The organism is Arthrobacter sp. V1I9, from assembly GCF_030817075.1.
Lineage (GTDB): Bacteria > Actinomycetota > Actinomycetes > Actinomycetales > Micrococcaceae > Arthrobacter.
Genome location: NZ_JAUSYU010000001.1, coordinates 3,900,871 through 3,916,504, shown reverse-complemented (window position 1 = coordinate 3,916,504; position 15,634 = coordinate 3,900,871). Strand labels below are relative to the sequence as shown.

General features: G+C 66.9%; 13 protein-coding genes and 2 pseudogenes. 9 read left to right on the top strand and 6 right to left on the bottom strand.

The genetic code is table 11. The features are described from left to right. Position 1 precedes the first annotated feature (1 nt). From QFZ70_RS18270 to QFZ70_RS18250, 5 genes and pseudogenes are all read left to right on the top strand, one after another. Positions 2-1,528, top strand: a complete 1,527-nt coding sequence (locus QFZ70_RS18270; RefSeq protein WP_307097940.1) for an ABC transporter substrate-binding protein — start codon at positions 2-4, stop codon at positions 1,526-1,528. A gap of 24 nt (positions 1,529-1,552) precedes the next feature. Then, a complete protein-coding gene (locus QFZ70_RS18265) occupies positions 1,553-2,494 on the top strand; it encodes an ABC transporter permease (RefSeq protein WP_307097627.1) in 942 nt (313 codons plus the stop codon). Further along, entirely contained in the window at positions 2,487-3,317 is an 831-nt protein-coding gene (locus tag QFZ70_RS18260) for an ABC transporter permease (protein WP_307097625.1), read from the top strand. Before QFZ70_RS18265 ends, QFZ70_RS18260 begins: the two co-directional genes overlap by 8 nt. Beyond that, entirely contained in the window at positions 3,314-4,924 is a 1,611-nt protein-coding gene (locus tag QFZ70_RS18255) for an ABC transporter ATP-binding protein (RefSeq protein ID WP_307097623.1), read from the top strand. Before QFZ70_RS18260 ends, QFZ70_RS18255 begins: the two co-directional genes overlap by 4 nt. A 339-nt stretch (positions 4,925-5,263) precedes the next feature. Further along, positions 5,264-6,799: pseudogene (locus tag QFZ70_RS18250) on the top strand (DUF222 domain-containing protein). 75 nt (positions 6,800-6,874) lie between these two features. Here QFZ70_RS18250 and QFZ70_RS18245 read toward each other — a convergent pair. Both QFZ70_RS18245 and QFZ70_RS18240 read right to left on the bottom strand, forming a co-directional pair. Then, positions 6,875-7,951, bottom strand: a complete 1,077-nt coding sequence (locus tag QFZ70_RS18245; RefSeq protein ID WP_307097621.1) for an ATP-dependent DNA ligase — start codon at positions 7,949-7,951, stop codon at positions 6,875-6,877. Between the two features lie 62 nt (positions 7,952-8,013). Continuing rightward, positions 8,014-8,938: pseudogene (locus QFZ70_RS18240) on the bottom strand (AEC family transporter). 171 nt (positions 8,939-9,109) lie between these two features. On the opposite strand from QFZ70_RS18240, the gene QFZ70_RS18235 reads away from it, so the two are divergent. Together QFZ70_RS18235 and QFZ70_RS18230 are read left to right on the top strand one after the other, a co-directional pair. Next, positions 9,110-10,132, top strand: a complete 1,023-nt coding sequence (locus QFZ70_RS18235; protein WP_307097620.1) for a TIGR03885 family FMN-dependent LLM class oxidoreductase — start codon at positions 9,110-9,112, stop codon at positions 10,130-10,132. Next, the gene (locus QFZ70_RS18230) at positions 10,129-11,823 is read left to right on the top strand and encodes an alpha-amylase family protein (RefSeq protein ID WP_307097618.1); all 1,695 of its coding nucleotides are present in this window, start codon (positions 10,129-10,131) and stop codon (positions 11,821-11,823) included. Before QFZ70_RS18235 ends, QFZ70_RS18230 begins: the two co-directional genes overlap by 4 nt. Positions 11,824-11,905: 82 nt before the next feature. Here the strand turns inward: QFZ70_RS18230 and QFZ70_RS18225 are convergent, their stop codons facing one another. After that, on the bottom strand, positions 11,906-12,301 hold the full coding sequence (locus tag QFZ70_RS18225; protein ID WP_307097617.1) for a hypothetical protein: 396 nt from the start codon (positions 12,299-12,301) through the stop codon (positions 11,906-11,908). A 164-nt stretch (positions 12,302-12,465) separates the two neighbouring features. Here QFZ70_RS18225 and QFZ70_RS18220 point away from each other — a divergent pair, with 164 nt between their 5' ends. After that, positions 12,466-12,702 carry a hypothetical protein gene (locus QFZ70_RS18220; protein ID WP_104043805.1) on the top strand — a complete coding sequence of 79 codons (237 nt, stop codon included), beginning with the start codon at positions 12,466-12,468 and terminating at the stop codon, positions 12,700-12,702. A gap of 108 nt (positions 12,703-12,810) precedes the next feature. On the opposite strand, the gene QFZ70_RS18215 is transcribed toward QFZ70_RS18220, so the two are convergent. The 3 genes from QFZ70_RS18215 to QFZ70_RS18205 all read right to left on the bottom strand — a co-directional run bounded on the left by QFZ70_RS18215 (position 12,811) and on the right by QFZ70_RS18205 (position 14,461). Next, positions 12,811-13,131 carry a MoaD/ThiS family protein gene (locus tag QFZ70_RS18215; protein ID WP_373461630.1) on the bottom strand — a complete coding sequence of 107 codons (321 nt, stop codon included), beginning with the start codon at positions 13,129-13,131 and terminating at the stop codon, positions 12,811-12,813. Next, the gene (locus tag QFZ70_RS18210; protein ID WP_307097615.1) at positions 13,091-14,197 is read right to left on the bottom strand and encodes an exo-alpha-sialidase; all 1,107 of its coding nucleotides are present in this window, start codon (positions 14,195-14,197) and stop codon (positions 13,091-13,093) included. Before QFZ70_RS18210 ends, QFZ70_RS18215 begins: the two co-directional genes overlap by 41 nt. A gap of 63 nt (positions 14,198-14,260) precedes the next feature. Continuing rightward, on the bottom strand, positions 14,261-14,461 hold the full coding sequence (locus QFZ70_RS18205) for a hypothetical protein (protein WP_307097614.1): 201 nt from the start codon (positions 14,459-14,461) through the stop codon (positions 14,261-14,263). A gap of 285 nt (positions 14,462-14,746) precedes the next feature. Between QFZ70_RS18205 and QFZ70_RS18200 the strand changes: the two genes are divergently transcribed. Next, on the top strand, positions 14,747-15,544 hold the full coding sequence (locus QFZ70_RS18200) for a hypothetical protein (protein ID WP_307097613.1): 798 nt from the start codon (positions 14,747-14,749) through the stop codon (positions 15,542-15,544). Positions 15,545-15,634 lie beyond the last annotated feature (90 nt).

Genomic DNA, 15,634 nt, shown 5'->3' with positions numbered 1-15,634 from the left:
GATGGCCGCGGCGGCTGCCCTGACCCTGACCGGCTGCGGTTTCAGCGGCACCCAGACCCAGGCCTCGCAGCCCGCCGCAGCTGCGGACACCAGCCAGCGGATCGTCGTCGACAACTTCCGCGCCCCGGTCGCCAACTGGGCTGTGGAGTCCGACGCCGCCTACATCCTGTCCCTGTCCGGCTGCCTGGAGACGCTGACCACCTTCAACCAGGCGGAGAGCAAGGTCCTCCCCTCGCTGGCCACCGAGTGGAAGCAGACCTCACCCCTGGACTGGGACTTCAGCATCCGCCAGGGCGTCAAGTTCCAGGACGGCACGGATCTCACTGCAGAGTCAGTGGTGTCAGCGCTCAACCACGTGCTGGACGCAAAGGTTCCCGCCCGCGCCTTCAACCGCACCATGATCAGCAGCGTCACGGCGGTGGACGAGCAGACCGTCCGCGTCAGCACGCCGGCCGAGAACCCGCTGGTGCCGTACCGGCTGGCCAGCGTGAACACCGGAATCCTGGCGCCCGCAGCCTACAAGGCCGAAGGCCTGGACCCGTTCGGCCACTGCACCGGCCCTTTCACTCCCGTCTCCGAGAAGGGTAAACAGTCCCTCACTTTGGACCGCAACGAGAACTACTGGGGCGGCGACGTGCAGCTCGCCGGCGCTGAGATCCGCTTCATCACCAACGGCGCCACCCGCGCCGCCCAGGTGCAGACCGGCGAGGCGGACATCTCCCTGTCCATCCCGGTCGCGAGCCTTGCCGCGCTGAAGGCGGACGACGGCGTCTCCGTGCTGGGTGCCGATTCCCCCCGCACTGCCACGATGTACATGAACAACGGCCGCGCACCGCTGGACAAAGTGGAGGTCCGCAAGGCAATCCGCGACGCGCTGGACCTGGACGCCCTCGCTGCCAGTGTCTACGAAGGTGCCGCCCTGCCCGCCACCGGCCCGTTCGCACCCTCCGAGCCATGGGCCGGCGAAAAGCAGGACAAGCAGAAGCAGAACGTTGAGGAAGCCCGCAAGCTGCTCGCCGAGGCCGGCTACACCGCCGACCGCCCCCTGGAAATCATCGCGATCGTGGAGCGCGCCGAATTCGCCGACGTTGCCGCCGTCGTGCAGGAAAACCTGAAGAACATCGGCATCCCGGTCACCATCGCGTCCAAGGAATACGCCTCGGCGGAGCCGGACGTCCTGGCCGGGAACTACGACATGCTGCTCAGCCAGCGGAACCGGCTGATCGACATCGCCGACCCCATCGGGTTCCTCACCGCGGACTACACCTGCAAAGGCACGTACAACCTGAGCCACTTCTGCGACCCGGAGTACGACCGGATCATCGCCGAAGCCGCGACAACCGTGGACACGAACGAGCGCTACAAGCTGTACGCGGAGGCAGGCCAGATCCTCCAGGACAAGGCAGTCAACGCATGGCTGGTCAACGAACAGGCAACCGACGCGATCCGCACCAACGTCCTCTCCTACGTCCAGGACCCGCTGTCCCGCTACGTCCTGACGGCGAAGACGGCCAAGGCCGCGTCCTAGTCACGTTCCCCGAAGCTCCCGCGAATGCTGCAGTTCATCACCAAACGGACGGCCACCCTGGTGGCCGCCGTTGTGGTGTCCTCTTTCGCGGTCTTCCTGATCCCGTACTTCACGCCAGGTGATCCGGTTCGGAAAATCATCCGGTCACGGGTGGCGGGGGACGCCGTCGACGAGTCCGCGGTGCAGGGCCTCAGCGAAAGCCTCGGCCTGAACGACCCCCTGGCCGTCCAGTACTTCCGTTGGCTGGGAGACTTCTTCAGTGGCGACATGGGGCTGTCCTTCGTCAGCCGCACGCCCGTGGCCGAGCAGGTGCTTCCGGCGCTCTCCGTCACGCTCAGCCTGGTCACCATGGCACTGGTCCTGGCCGCGGCGGTATCGCTGCCGCTGGGGATCATTGCCGGACTGCGGCCGGGAAGCGCCCCGGACAAGGCCATCACCGCCGTCACGCAGGCCTTGATCGCCATGCCGGAGTACTGGGTAGCTCCCGTGCTGGTGCTGGTCTTCGCCCTGAAGCTGTCCGTCCTGCCCACGGCGGGCTGGAACGACCTCTCGTCCGCCGTCCTGCCAGCCCTGACCCTGGCCCTGCGCCCCATCAGTTTCTTCACCTCGGCCGTCCGGGCCGGCATCATTGACGCAGCCGCCGCGGAGCACGTGCCGGCCGCCCGGGCGCGCGGCCTGAGCCAGGGCCAGGCCATCCTCCGTCACGTGGTGCCGAACGGCCTGGTGCCGCTTTCCACCCTGTTCGCCGTCTGGTTCGCGGGGCTGCTGGGCGGATCAGTGATCGTGGAAGTCATTTTCGCAGTGCCCGGCATGGGCCGGCTGCTCTTCGACGCCGTGATCAACAGCGACATCCCGCTCGCCCAAGGGGGCGTGGTGGTAGTGGTGGCACTCGCGGTCGGCGTGACCACACTGGCGGACTTCGTGCACCGGTTCCTCAGCCGCACGGTGGGAGCCTCCCTTGCGTAAACGGTTGAACGTCAGCACCCTGGCCGCGGCGGTGCTTGCCCTGATTGTGCTGGCGGTGCTGCTGGCCCCGTGGATCTCGCCCTACCCGCCGGCGGAGCAGAATTTGGCGGAGCGCCTGGCTCCGCCCTCGGCCGGGCACTGGCTGGGAACGGACAACCTGGGCCGGGACACCCTCAGCCGGATCCTCGAGGGCGGCCGGTTCTCCATGTCCGTGGCCGCACTGGCCACGCTGCTGACGTGCTTGCTGGGCGTGGCCATCGGCATCATCAGTGCACGGCGACGGGGCTGGGTGGATGAGTTCCTGACCCGCACCAACGACGTCCTGCTCGCCCTGCCGGAAATGGTGGTGGCGCTGTTCATCGTGGCGGCGCTGGGTACGGGCTTCGGGCCGTTGCTGCTCGCGCTTGTGGTCACCGGGTGGACGCCCTTTGCCCGGCTTGCCCGCACCCTGGCGTACGACGTCTCGGCCCGCGGCTTCGTTGACGCCGCGCGCGTGGTGGGCTGCCCGCCGTCGTTCATTGTCTTCCGGCATGTCCTGCCACACCTCGCAGCCCCGATCCTGGGCCAGGCGACGCTCCGGTTCGGGCACCTCCTCATCAGCGTGGGCGCCCTGTCCTACCTGGGCCTGGGCGTTCAGCCGCCGCAATCGGACTGGGGTTCCATGCTGGCGGCAGCGCAACCGTTCGCGGACCGTGCCCCGCTGGGAATCCTCGCCCCGGGCCTGGTCATTTTCACCGTGGCCTTGTGCGTGACCCTGATCGGTCAGCGGGCCGCCCACATGGCTGCGGCGCCGCTGCTGATGCCGCAGGCAGCAGGCTCATGAGTGCGCGGCTGGTCCTGGAGGACCTGGCGGTGAGCCATAGAGTTTCCGATGGCGGGAACTCCGGCAAGCGCATCCTCTCCGGAGTCTCGCTGTCCGTTGATCCGGGTGAGTTTGTTGCGCTTGTGGGCAGTTCCGGTTCGGGCAAGACGCTGACCGCGATGTCCTGCCTGCAGCTGCTGCCGCCCAGCCTGGACATCACCGGCGGTTCCATCAAGCTCGGGGACCTCGACCTGACCCGCGCGTCCGAACAGGAGCTTAACTCGGTGCGCGGCGGCCGGCTGGGGATGCTGTTCCAGCAGCCCAAGCGGATGTTCAACCCGAACCGGACCGTTGAGCAGCACCTTAGGGAGCCGCTGCGCCTGCACGGGGGCCTGCGGGGCGGGAAGGCCCGCAGCAAGGCGCTGGAGCTGCTTGAGGAGGTGGGCTTCACCGATCCCGTGAAGGGGATCCGGGCGTACCCGCACCAGCTTTCCGGCGGCATGGCCCAGCGGGCGATGACAGCCCTGGCACTGGCCGGACAGCCGCGCATGCTGCTGGCGGATGAGCCGACGTCGGCGCTGGACAAGGTGCTGGAACGCCAGATCCTGCAGCTGCTGGACCGTGAACGCCGGGAACGCGGCCTGGGCATTCTCTACATCACGCACAATATCGCCTCCGTTGCCGCCTTCGCGGACCGGGTCCTCGTGATGAACTCCGGCAGCATTGTGGAGGCCGGACCCGCCGGTGCGCTCCTTACCCGGCCCAAGACTGCCTACACCCGCGAACTGCTGGCGGCCGCCCGCCTGGCGCCGGAGTCCCGCCGTCGTCCGCCGTCCAGGGAACGCGAGATCCTGGTACTGAAGGGCGTGGGCAAGCAGTTCGGGTCGAGGCGGAAGCTGGGCCATGCCGCGCTGCAGGACGTCTCGCTGACTCTCCGGCGCGGGGAAATCCTGGGCGTGCTGGGCCAGTCGGGGTCCGGCAAGAGCACCTTGGCGAAGGCGATCGTGGGCCTGGAAATGGCCAGCGCTGGGACCATCACGCGGCGGCTGGACCCTGCCGGACCACGTGAGTCCACCGCCGTGCAGTTGGTGTTCCAGGAACCGCACGGCGCCTTCGACCCGAGGATGACACTCCGCGCCAGCCTGCAGGCCCCGCTGCGGGCGCACCACGACCTTTCGCCGGAACAGCGGGATGAGCGGATCACCGCCGCCATGGCAGAGGTGGAGCTGGATGTCGCGCTGCTGGACAAGCGGCCGGGGCAGTGCTCAGGTGGCCAGCTGCAGCGCGCCACGATCGCGCGTGCCCTGCTGCTGGAACCCCAGGTCCTGATCTGTGATGAAGCCACCTCAGCACTGGACGCCCTCACGCAGCGCACCATCCTCAACTTGCTTCTGCGGCTGCAGCGGGAGCACAGCCTGTCCCTGATCGTCATTTCGCATGACATGGACGTGGTGCGGTACATGTGCGACCGGGTTGCCGTGCTGCTCGAGGGCCGCGTAGTTGAGGTGGCCGAAACCAAGGACTTTTTCGCGGCGCCGCAGCACCAGCACAGCCAGGCGCTCGTGGAGGCCTCGATCCCTTGCCGGGCGGATGGGATGTGGAGTGTGCTGGATGTTGCCAAGCCGTAGGGGGTTGTCCGCGGTCCGGTAGGGTGCGTAGGCGAGCACTTATTGGGGGAAAGTCATGAAACTGCTTCGTAGTGCGTTGGTCCTGGGCTTGCTTATGGCAGGGCTTAGCGGCTGCACCTACACCGGCCAGGCCCCGGAGGGACCAAATGCGCCCACCGTGGTGATTTACGACATTGCGGACCGGACTGCGTTCGGCACCGCGAACTTAGTGGCCTTGCCGCCAACTCCGGACAGCTAAGCAAGCGCTACCGATTTGTTATAACCGCAAGTCAGGGGAACTCCGGCGCGGTCTGCAGGGGTGGGAACCGTTCTGTCAGACCCCCCTGAGATGCTTTCAGTATGGAAAGCGGAGCGGTGCAGGGCGCGGAAGACAGGGACGTGATCGCCGCTGCCGTTGCTTCCATGGCCGGCTTCGTGGATGGACTTTCCGCTGTCGTTGTCGGTCGTTCCGCTGATGATTCTGACGCCGTTGCTGCCGCGGATCCACTGCAGCAATTCGCGGCATTGTGCTTGGACGGATTATCGCTGATCGCAAGGATCGAAGCCGCAACTGCTGCGGTGAAGGTGCAGCTGGTGGCCGGGTATACAGCGGCGGATGCCGCCCTGCAGGACCCTGCTTCCACTGCTCACTGGACTGCCGCGCAGGAGCGGAGCCTGGTGGCCGAGGTCGGGTGCGCCCTGGCGATCGGTGAACGGGCCGCCGGTGCCATGCTCGCTGAAGCGCGCGCCCTGACCACCTCCCTGCCCCGGACCTTGGCTGCCCTGCAGTCGGGGACGATCTCCTGGGCGCACGCCCGGGTCATGGTGGACCAGACCGCGAGTCTGGACCTCGCCGGGGCAGCCGCGCTGGAGGCGCACTTTCTGGACCCGGAGACGCCGCACCGGGCCCGGGAGTGCCCTGCCGGGGAGATGCCGGCGTACCGCTTCAAAGCCAAAGCCCGGAGCTGGCGGGAACGCCACCACCCGCAGAGCCTGGAGAAACGGCACGCCAAGTCGGTCGCGGACCGGCGGGTGGAGTACTGGCCGGACTGCGACGGGACGGCCTGGATCTCCATGTGTCTGCCTGCTGACCAGGCGTCCGCGCTCTGGAACCGCATCACCGCCGCCGCCCGTGGATTGCAGGGCCCGGAGGAATCCAGGACCCTGCCCCAGCTGCGGGCGGATGTGGCCGCGGGCTGGCTCCTCGGCGGCACAACTAATGAGGTGCCTTCGCCCCGGTCGCAGGTCCTGGTCACCGTGCCGGTGTTCTCCCTGATGGGCCTGACCGAGGAACCCGCGGTGCTGGACGGGCACGGCCCGATCCCTGCATCCATGGCACGGAAGCTTGTGGCCAACGGGGCCGGCTCGTTCTACCGGGTGCTGGTGGACCCGCGGGACGGGGCACCGTTGGAGATTGGCCGCACCAGTTACCGGGTCAGCAAGGCGATGCGGAACTGGCTCAGCTTGCGGGACGGCAAATGCCCCTTCCCCGGCTGCAGCAACAACTCCCTCGACAACGAAGCAGACCATATCCTCGCCTGGCACAAGGGCGGCACCACCGGCATCAGCAACCTCGGCCAGCCCTGCCGCAAACACCACAAACTCCGCCACACCAGCGGATAGAAACCCACCCCGGCCATCCAGCACGAACCACCCGGCTGGACCTCACCGTCAGGCCGGCACTACAAAAGCGAACACCAGGACTGGGAACCACCCCACTGGCCACACGAACTGCAACCGGAGATGAAACGGAACCTCAGATCGGAGCTGGGATCGACCAGGCATGGGCCGCCGTCAGGACCCGATGACCCTCCAAAGGGCTGCCCGGACATCGCTTACATCGGACTGTCCCCGGGAGAAGAAGGCATCGATCGGTTCCTCCGTGCCGGGCCCTAGTGCGAACCCAGTCTTGATGCCTGCCCATTCATGACGCGCGCCCGGCCCGGCACAGCCAATGGTGACCCACTCCCGCTACGGCCGCCCCGTCTCCAGCACGGACGCCAGGTCAAAGTTGACCGGTTCCTCCAACTGCGCGTAGGTGCACGATTCCGGGTCCCGGTCCGGCCGCCAGCGGTTGAACTGGGCAGTGTGCCGGAACCGGTCGCCTTCCATGTGGTCGTACCGGACCTCCACCACCAGCTCCGGGCGCAGCGGCACGAAGGAGAGGTCCTTGCCGGCGCTCCAGCGGCTGCCTTCCGCTTTGCGCGGGGTCCGTTCCCCTTCCTCCTGCTGGCCCCACGCCCACGGGTGGCCGTCGAAGTCGGTGACCAGTGGCTGCAGCTGTTCATACAGCTCCTGTCGCCGCTTCATGGGGAAGGCACCGATCACGCCCACGCTGGCCAAGCCGCCGTCGTCCGTGTACAGGCCGAGCAGCAACGAGCCGATGGCGTCGGGTCCGCTCTTGTGAACGCGGTAACCGGCCACCACACAGTCAGCGGTGCGTTCGTGCTTGGTTTTGAACATCACCCGCTTGTCCGGCTGGTACCGGCCGTCCAGCTGCTTGGCGACAATCCCGTCCAGGCCTGCCCCCTCAAACTGCCGGAACCACTGTTCGGCCGTGTCCTTGTCCGTGGTGGCGGCGGTGAGATGGACCGGGGCTTTGCTTGCCGCAAGCGCCTTCTCAAGCGCCGCCCGCCGCTCGGTGAAGGGCCGGTCCGTGTAGTCATCATCACCCAGGGCCAGCAGGTCGAACGCCACGAAACTGGCCGGTGTCTGGGAAGCGAGCAGTTTTACCCGGCTGGCCGCGGGGTGGATGCGCTGCTGGAGGGCGTCGAAATCCAAGCGGTCCCCTGAGGCGCCCACCAGGATGATTTCGCCGTCGACCACACAGCGCGGAGGGAGGTTTTCCTTCAGCGCCTCAACGAGCTCGGGGAAGTAGCGGGTCATGGGTTTTTCGTTGCGGCTGCCGATCTCCAGGTCGTCGCCGTCACGGAAAATGATGGACCGGAAGCCGTCCCATTTCGGCTCATAACTGAGGTCCCCATCCGGGACGCCGCTGACGGCCTTGGCGAGCATGGGCGGGACGGGCGGCATCACGGGAAGTTCCATGTGCCCATTCTTGCCCGGAGGCGGCCGCTCGCGGAACCCCGGCGCCCTGGCAGCCGGCTGGCTTACCCCGCCAGCAGCCAGACAATCAGGACAAGTACAGGGGCAGCCGCCGCCGTCGAAATGAGGATGCTTTCCCGCGCCACCGCGACTCCCGTGCCGTATTTGCTGGCAAACAGGAACACATTCTGGGCGGGCGGCAACGCCGCCATCAGCACCACGCCCAGGGAGCATGTGCTGGTCCAGGTTGAACAGGAAGCGGCCGACGACGAACGCCACCGCGGGCATCACCGCGGATTTCAGCGCGGTGGCAGTGAGGATATCCGCCGTGTGCCCGCCGCTTTGCAGCATGCGGGTGCCGCGCAGGGACATGCCGAAGGCGAGCAGCACCACCGGGACCGCCGCGCCGCCCAGCAGGGTGAGGGGTGCCATCACTGGATCGGGAAGTTCCACGTTGAACGCGGCCAGGACCACGCCCAGCAGGGAGGCGATGATCATGGGGTTCCGGAACGGCTGGGTGAGCAGCAGCCGCGGCGAGAACCGGCCGGCCTCGGAGAGGTCCAGCACGGTAAGGACCAGCGGGGCAAACAGAAGCAGCTGGACCAGCAGGACGGGCGCCACCGGGGTGGCATCTCCCAGGGCATACAGCGTAATGGGGATGCCGATGTTGTTGGCGTTCACGTAGGAACTGGCCATCGCGCCGATAGTGGTTTCAGCCAGCGGCCGGCGGAACCACAGCCTGCTGGCAAGGACGTACAGCAGGGCGGTGGCGGCCGCCGTGATCAGCGCAAGCGGTACGTAAGCGGAAAACACCGTGGTGATGTCCGATTCCAGCACCACCGTGAACAGCAGGACGGGGTTGGTGATGAAAAAGGCAGTACGGGTCAGCGCTGAGACCGTGGGCTCCCCGCCCAGCCCGCACCGTGCGGCTATGTACCCCACTGCAATGACGACGCCGATCACCGCCAGCCCGATCAGCACACCGCCCACGAGTGGTACTTCCTTCCAGTCCGCCGCCTGCGCAGGAGATCCTGGACGCGCAGTACTACAAGTTACAAACTTATCTGACAAGTGACATGGCCCCGGCACGCGTGCCCCGCCCCGGCGACGAAGGTTAGAAAATCCTCGACACAGCACCACGACGGACGGTAGAGGTTAACGATGGTTACTGTCGGCTTCCACGCCTCCCACGAACAGATCAGTCCCGGCCAACTGCTCAAAGACGTCCAGCACGCGGAACGCGCGGGCTTCGACGCGGCCATGTGCTCGGACCACATTGAGCCGTGGTCCGCCCGGCAGGGTCACTCCGGGTTCGCCTGGTCGTGGCTGGGGGCTGCGCTGGCCACAACAAAGCTGCGCTTTGGAGTGGTGACAGCGCCGGGGCAGCGGTACCACCCGGCCATCATCGCCCACGCCTCGGCCACCCTGGCGGGCATGTTCCCGGGCCGCTTCTGGATGGCCACGGGGAGTGGCGAGAACATGAATGAACACATCACCGGGGACGCCTGGCCGCCTAAGGAAACCCGCCAGCGGCGGCTGGAAGAGAGCGTGGAGGTCATCCGGCGCCTGCACCGGGGCGAGGAGGTCACCCATCATGGCCTCGTCACCGTGGAACAGGCTCGGATTTGGGAGGTCCCGGACACTCCGCCGCAGCTCATTGCCCCTGCCATCAGTGTGGAGACCGCCCGTCGCGCTGCGGCCTGGGCTGACGGCCTGGTCACCGTGAACCAGCCTGCGGGCAAGCTCAAGGAGATGCTTGCCGCCTACCGCGGCAACGGGGGCAGGGGAAAGGCCATCCTGCAGGTGCACCTCTCCTGGGCTCCCGGCGAAGATGAGGCCACCGCCGTGGCGCTGGACCAGTGGCGCACCAACACCTTCGATCCGCCCATCCCGTGGGACCTCCCCACTGCCGGGCATTTCGACGGCGTAGGGAACCACGTGGGCGAGGACCAGGTACGCAAAACGGTGAACATCTCCGCCAGCCTCGACCGGCATGTCGAGTGGCTGGCCGGTTACGCGGACCTGGGCTTCGACGAGCTCTACCTGCACTTTGTGGGCCAGGAGCAGGAACGCTTCATTGATACGTTCGCGGGCGAAGTCCTGCCGCAACTGCGCCCTTCCCCCGCTTTGGCCACGTCTGCCGCAGCGACCGGAGCGGCAGCTGATCGCGGGACCGGCGCGTGAGGATCGCCGAGACCTCGGACCTATGGTGGAAGAACGCGGTCATCTACTGCCTGGATGTTGAGACTTTCTTTGACGACGACGGCGACGGCACCGGTGATTTCGCCGGCCTCACCCAGCGCGTGGACTACCTGGCAGCGCTCGGGGTGACCTGCATCTGGCTCATGCCGTTCTACCCCTCCCCCGACCGGGACGACGGCTACGACGTCACCGACTTCTTCACCGTGGATCCCCGGCTGGGCACCATGGGGGACCTGGTGGAGTTCATCCGCGCCGCCAAGGACCGGGGAATGCGGGTGATCGCGGACTTCGTGGTCAACCACACCTCGGACCAGCACCCGTGGTTCGTGGAGGCTCGGAAATCCACGGACAACCCGTACCGGGACTTCTACGTGTGGCGGAGCGACACTCCCCCGGACACGTCATCGGAGGTGGTGTTCCCCGGCGAAGAATCCTCGTTGTGGACCCGGGATGACGCCACTGGGGAGTGGTACCTGCATATGTTCGCGAGGCACCAGCCGGACCTGAACGTCGTCAACCCGGCCGTGCGGAACGAAATCGCAAAGGCGATGGGCCTGTGGCTGGAACTCGGCCTGGACGGTTTCCGGCTGGACGCGGTGCCCTTCTTTTTGGAGACCCGCGGCCAGCCCAAGGACGAGGCCGCAATCCTGGATCCGCACGGCTACCTGACGGCGCTGCGGAGTTTCGTCAGCCGCCGGAATGGAAGCGCGGTGCTGCTGGGCGAGGTAAACCTGCCGTACAAGGAGCAGCTGGAGTACTTCGGCGGGCCGGAGGGCAACGAACTGAACATGCAGTTCGACTTCATGACCATGCAGCACCTCTACCTGTCGCTGGCGCGGCAGGACGCGAGGCCGCTGGCCGAGACGCTCAAGAGCCGCCCGGGGCTCCATCCGGACAACCAGTGGGCAATGTTCGTGCGCAACCATGACGAACTCACCCTGGACAAGCTCAGCGACGGCGAGCGCGGGGAGGTTTTCGCCGCCTTCGGCCCGGAGAAGAACATGCAGATTTACGGGCGCGGCCTGCGCCGCCGGCTTCCGCCGATGCTGGGCGGTGACCCGGAACGCCTGCGGATGGTGTACTCGCTGATGTTTTGCCTCCCCGGCACCCCGGTGCTGTTCTACGGCGAGGAAATCGGCATGGGCGAGGACCTCAAGCAGAAGAGCCGCGCCGCGGTGCGCACCCCCATGCAGTGGAGTGACGAAAAAAACGCCGGCTTCTCCAGTGCCAAGGTCTCGGACCTGGTGGCGCCGCTGGTGCGCGGGGACTATGGGCCGGACCGCGTCAACGCCGCCGCCGCGAAGCGCGACCCCGATTCGCTGTTCAACTTCATGACCACCCTGATCCTGCGGTACCGGGAATCGCCGGAACTGGGCTGGGGCGAATTCGCCGTCATCGACCAGCCCGAACCCGCCGTCTTCGCGCACACCTGCAGTTCCGACGACGGCACCCTGGTCCTCCTGCACAACCTCGGCGAGGAACCGGTGAAGGTGGCCGGCAAGGCCGGCCCGGAGGACGGGCCGCCGCAGGCGTTCAAGGGCGCCCTCCTGCTGGACCTGTTCGACGGCGACAACGTGCCTTTGGAGCCTGACGGCGGCTTCACGGTGGAGCTGGGACGTTACGGTTACCGGTGGTACCGGGTGCACCGGAAAGGTGACCGGCTGGCGCCCTGAGCGTGCAGAGATTGGCGCGCGTGAATCCGGCGGGGCGGCGCGGCAGCAGTTAGGAAGCCCCAAGTCCCGGTCACTACGGCGGTCAGCGGGCGGAGGACGCCGCCAGCAGGCGTTCAGCTTCGGCCAGGATGCGCTCCCTCACCGGCAGGGACGCCGTTACTGTGCGCCGGCCTTCCTGCTCCTGGTCGCGGATGCCCACCGCAAGGGCGCTCATCAGGTCCGCGTCCTCCTTTGTGGCAAGGTCGCTGCCGATGAGCTGGACCAGCACCTTCAGGCCGGCCAGGCGGCGCTGCGGGTCGGCGTCGTTAAGGGCTGAATCGATGGCCCATTGCGCACGCTTCCACCACTGGTCGCGCCTGTCCGCCCGCGAGCGTTGCCGGTACGTCAGGTAGGCCACCAGAACCACGCCGAACGTGGCCAGCGGCGCTATGGCCGCCGCACCCAGCAAGGCGGCCCGGATCCCTTCGAAGATCTCCATGGCACCACCTTAGGGCCGGGCTGTCCTGGCCCGCCGCCGGGAAACAGTACCGGCTTCAAGAACTAACCAGCGCCTAACCCTCACGAAACCAGCGCGCAACATTGGCGGTCCACACTGGGTAGTGCAGGCAAGAGCCGGCACCAGCTCCAGCCAGGAGGCCCCCCATGTTGAAGGAAGCAGCAGCCCATGTAACCAGAGTCCGCGCCCTGGACCAGCTCCGCCGCGGCGATGAAATTGAAGCCCGCCTCTCGGTGGGCCCGTCCTACGATGACGTAGTGGTCCGGCGCGGCAGCGTCCAGGAAACAGCGCCAGGCATCGGCGTGGTGTGGATCCTGGACCGAATCACCGGCCTCCGCAAAGCAATCAATACCGACGAATGCAGCGTATGGCGGATCGCCTGACAAGTTCGCGCGCAGTTGCGCTTCCCAGGGCCCTCAGTTTCCCAGCGGCGGGTGTAGTCAGTAAGGACTGCCCGCTGCCCACGGAGCATGGCCCCGCAGAACCGCGTTTCAGCCTCCGGCCACTGACTGGATGACCAGCACCTCCTGGCCGGGCGCCACCTCCGTTTCCAGGCCCTGCAGGCGCCGCACCTCGTCACCGCCCACATAGATGTTCACGAATCGGCGCAACGCGCCTGTTTCGTCGCGAAGCCGCCTGGCCAACACAGGGTAGCCGGCAGTCACGGAATCCAGCAGTTTCACCACCGACACCGGCCCGTCGGCGGGCGCAGTCAGTACGGACTGCCCGCCGGCGAAGGGTTGCAGGACGCCGGGAAGAACAACGCTGATCTCAGGCACCGGCCACCACTGCTGCCCGGACGCACAGCACATCCGGCAGATGGGCCACCACCTCGGCGAACGTCTCCCCCTCGTCCGCGCTGGCGTAAACGGTGCCGCCGCGGGTGCCAAAGTAGACACCGGCGGGTTCCGCTGTATCCACGGAGGCGGCGTCGCGCAGCACGCTGTTGTACTCCCCTGTTGGCAGCCCGTTGCTGAGCCTCTTCCAAGTGCCGCCGGCGTCGTCCGTGCGATGGACTGCCAGCTCGCCGTCGGGCGGGATCCGCTCGCCGTCGGCCTTGAGCGGGACAACCCAGGCGGTACCTTCCCGGCGGGGATGGGTCAGCATCACGAATCCGAAGTCGGCCGGCAGGCCTTCGGCGATGGAGTTCCAGCTCTCGGCGTTGTCATCCGTGCGGTAGACGCCGTGGTGGTTTTGGGCGTACAGGCGGCCGTCGACGGCGGCGTCCGCGGCAATTTTGTGTACGCACTGGCCGAACTCGGGGTTGGGGTCCGGCATGAAGTAGGCGGAAATTCCCCGGTTGCGGGCTTCCCAGGAGGTGCCGCCGTCGAGCGAGCGGTACACGCCTCCGGTGCTCATGGCCACATGCACGGTTTCCCGGGCGGGGTGGACCACGATGGAGTGCGCGGCGGCGCCGCCGTAGCCGGCGCCCCATTCACTCCGGTGGGGGTGGTCCCACAGGCCACGGTTAAGTTCGAAGTGTTCGCCGCCATCGGTGGACTTCCAGACCGAGATAGGCTCGGCTCCTGCCCAAACCACACCCGGACGGGACTCGGCATCCGGAGAGATCTGCCAGATCCGCTCCAGTGCGGCGCCGGTATCCTCGGGGAATTTTATGGCGCCCTGCTCGGGCTCCGTCCAGGTGGTGCCAAGGTCATCGGAATGGGCAACGGTAGGTCCCCAATGCTCGTTCCGGACCCCGACCATGATCCGGGTGCGGCCTTCCCGGGTGTCGATGCCGATGCTGGGGATCTCAGCCATCAGGAAGTGCGGGCCGGTGAAGGACCATTGGCGCCTGTCCTGGCTGGTGGCCAGCCACAGGCCTTTTTTGGTCCCGATCGCTAAGACAAAACTCTCTGCGGTTGTCATGCCCCCCATGCAACCACCGCCCCGCGCGGCCCGCAACGGTTTTCTTTGCCATCCGGGCAATCCTGGAGGGTGTTAGTCAACGAACTCCGACTGGGTTTCAATGAAGTCCCAGTCCGCTGCTGTCAGGGCTGCCGCCGGGCTATCCGGGTGGGGGCCACCTGCCTCCGCGATGCCTTGCAGCACTGGGAGCGGAAGTTCCTCGGCGCGAAGGTTCTCCCGCAGCCATTCCTTGCTTGCAAGGTCCAAGTCCAGCCACCACATGAAAATTTCCATGCCCTCACGCCCTTTCATCGGTTGATTCAACGGTAGGCGCGGGCAGGACGGGCTACAAGGTATGGGGGCGGTACCAAGTGGCGCATCCGATTTTTTCGGGTACCGGCAAGTAACCAGGCTGCCAGGAGCCCGCCAAAGACGAGTAGTGCCTACTCGCGACTGGCAACAGCGACCCAACCTAGCCTGAAAACTCAAGCAAGCTGACCGTGCTGCTGGGGCAATCGGTGCATTCGCTGGTCCTCCTCCTCATGGTCAATTTCACGCCAAAAACTGGGGAGAATAAGTATGAAACGAGCCATAACAACCTTGGGGGTGCTGGGCCTGGCGGCACTTGCCGTCGCCGCTCCGGCCGTGGCGGACCGCGGGGGTGACGACAACGACAAGGTTGTCGTCTGCCACGCCGGTTCGGGCTCCAACTCCGGGCACTTCAGCGCCATCACCGTTGCCGTCCCGTCGCTGAACGGCCATGACGAGCACGGCGCAGACATTATCCCGCCCAACGTTGGAATGGACTACGGACAGAACTGGGATGCGGTGGGGAGGGCCATCCATGCCAACGGATGCGTAGTTGCCGACGTTGACGTCCCGCCTGTGGTTCCGCCCGTCGTCGTACCACCCGTAGCGCCGCCGGTTGTTGTGAGCCCACCCGTCGTCAATCCACCCGTCGTCAACCCACCCGTCGTCAACCCACCCGTGGGCAAGCCGCCGGTAGTGCACGCGCCTGTAGTTCCTCCCGTCGTGGTGGTTCCGCCCGTGGAACCGCCGGCGGTCGCGCCTCCCGTCGCAAACCAGCCTGTCGTCGAGAACCCGCCCGCGGGTGCACCTGCAGTCAACCCGCCCACGGTTGTTCCGCCGTCGACCGTCCCGGTGCAAGCCAACGCGCCTCACGCCGCAGCAGCGGCCCCCGTTGCCGGAGCCACTGCCAACGCAAGCCCCGGAACCAACCAGGGGTACAACGCCCAGACTGCCGTCGGCGGGTCTGACAGCGCACCGTCCTGGCTGGCCGGAGCAGGTGCACTGCTCGCAGCGGGAGGGGCAGTGGCATTCCGCCGCAAGTCCCGCATGCTGCCCTTGGACGGCTGACAAAGGCTAAGCCGCAATTTGTGGCCACGACAAGGAAGGCGTCCCGCCAGTGCCCGGCGGGGCGCCTTCCTTCCTTTCCCGATTCGCCGT

Excerpts from the sequence above, each read along its gene's own strand:
- QFZ70_RS18270 (WP_307097940.1), top strand. The coding sequence starts at position 2 with ATGGCCGCGGCGGCTGCCCTGACCCTGACCGGCTGCGGTTTCAGCGGC.
- QFZ70_RS18265 (WP_307097627.1), top strand. The coding sequence starts at position 1,553 with ATGCTGCAGTTCATCACCAAACGGACGGCCACCCTGGTGGCCGCCGTT.
- QFZ70_RS18255 (WP_307097623.1), top strand. The coding sequence starts at position 3,314 with ATGAGTGCGCGGCTGGTCCTGGAGGACCTGGCGGTGAGCCATAGAGTT.
- QFZ70_RS18245 (WP_307097621.1), bottom strand. The coding sequence starts at position 7,951 with ATGGAACTTCCCGTGATGCCGCCCGTCCCGCCCATGCTCGCCAAGGCC.
- QFZ70_RS18235 (WP_307097620.1), top strand. The coding sequence starts at position 9,110 with ATGGTTACTGTCGGCTTCCACGCCTCCCACGAACAGATCAGTCCCGGC.
- QFZ70_RS18225 (WP_307097617.1), bottom strand. The coding sequence starts at position 12,301 with ATGGAGATCTTCGAAGGGATCCGGGCCGCCTTGCTGGGTGCGGCGGCC.
- QFZ70_RS18220 (WP_104043805.1), top strand. The coding sequence starts at position 12,466 with ATGTTGAAGGAAGCAGCAGCCCATGTAACCAGAGTCCGCGCCCTGGAC.
- QFZ70_RS18215 (WP_373461630.1), bottom strand. The coding sequence starts at position 13,131 with ATGTGCTGTGCGTCCGGGCAGCAGTGGTGGCCGGTGCCTGAGATCAGC.
- QFZ70_RS18210 (WP_307097615.1), bottom strand. The coding sequence starts at position 14,197 with ATGGGGGGCATGACAACCGCAGAGAGTTTTGTCTTAGCGATCGGGACC.
- QFZ70_RS18205 (WP_307097614.1), bottom strand. The coding sequence starts at position 14,461 with ATGGAAATTTTCATGTGGTGGCTGGACTTGGACCTTGCAAGCAAGGAA.
- QFZ70_RS18200 (WP_307097613.1), top strand. The coding sequence starts at position 14,747 with ATGAAACGAGCCATAACAACCTTGGGGGTGCTGGGCCTGGCGGCACTT.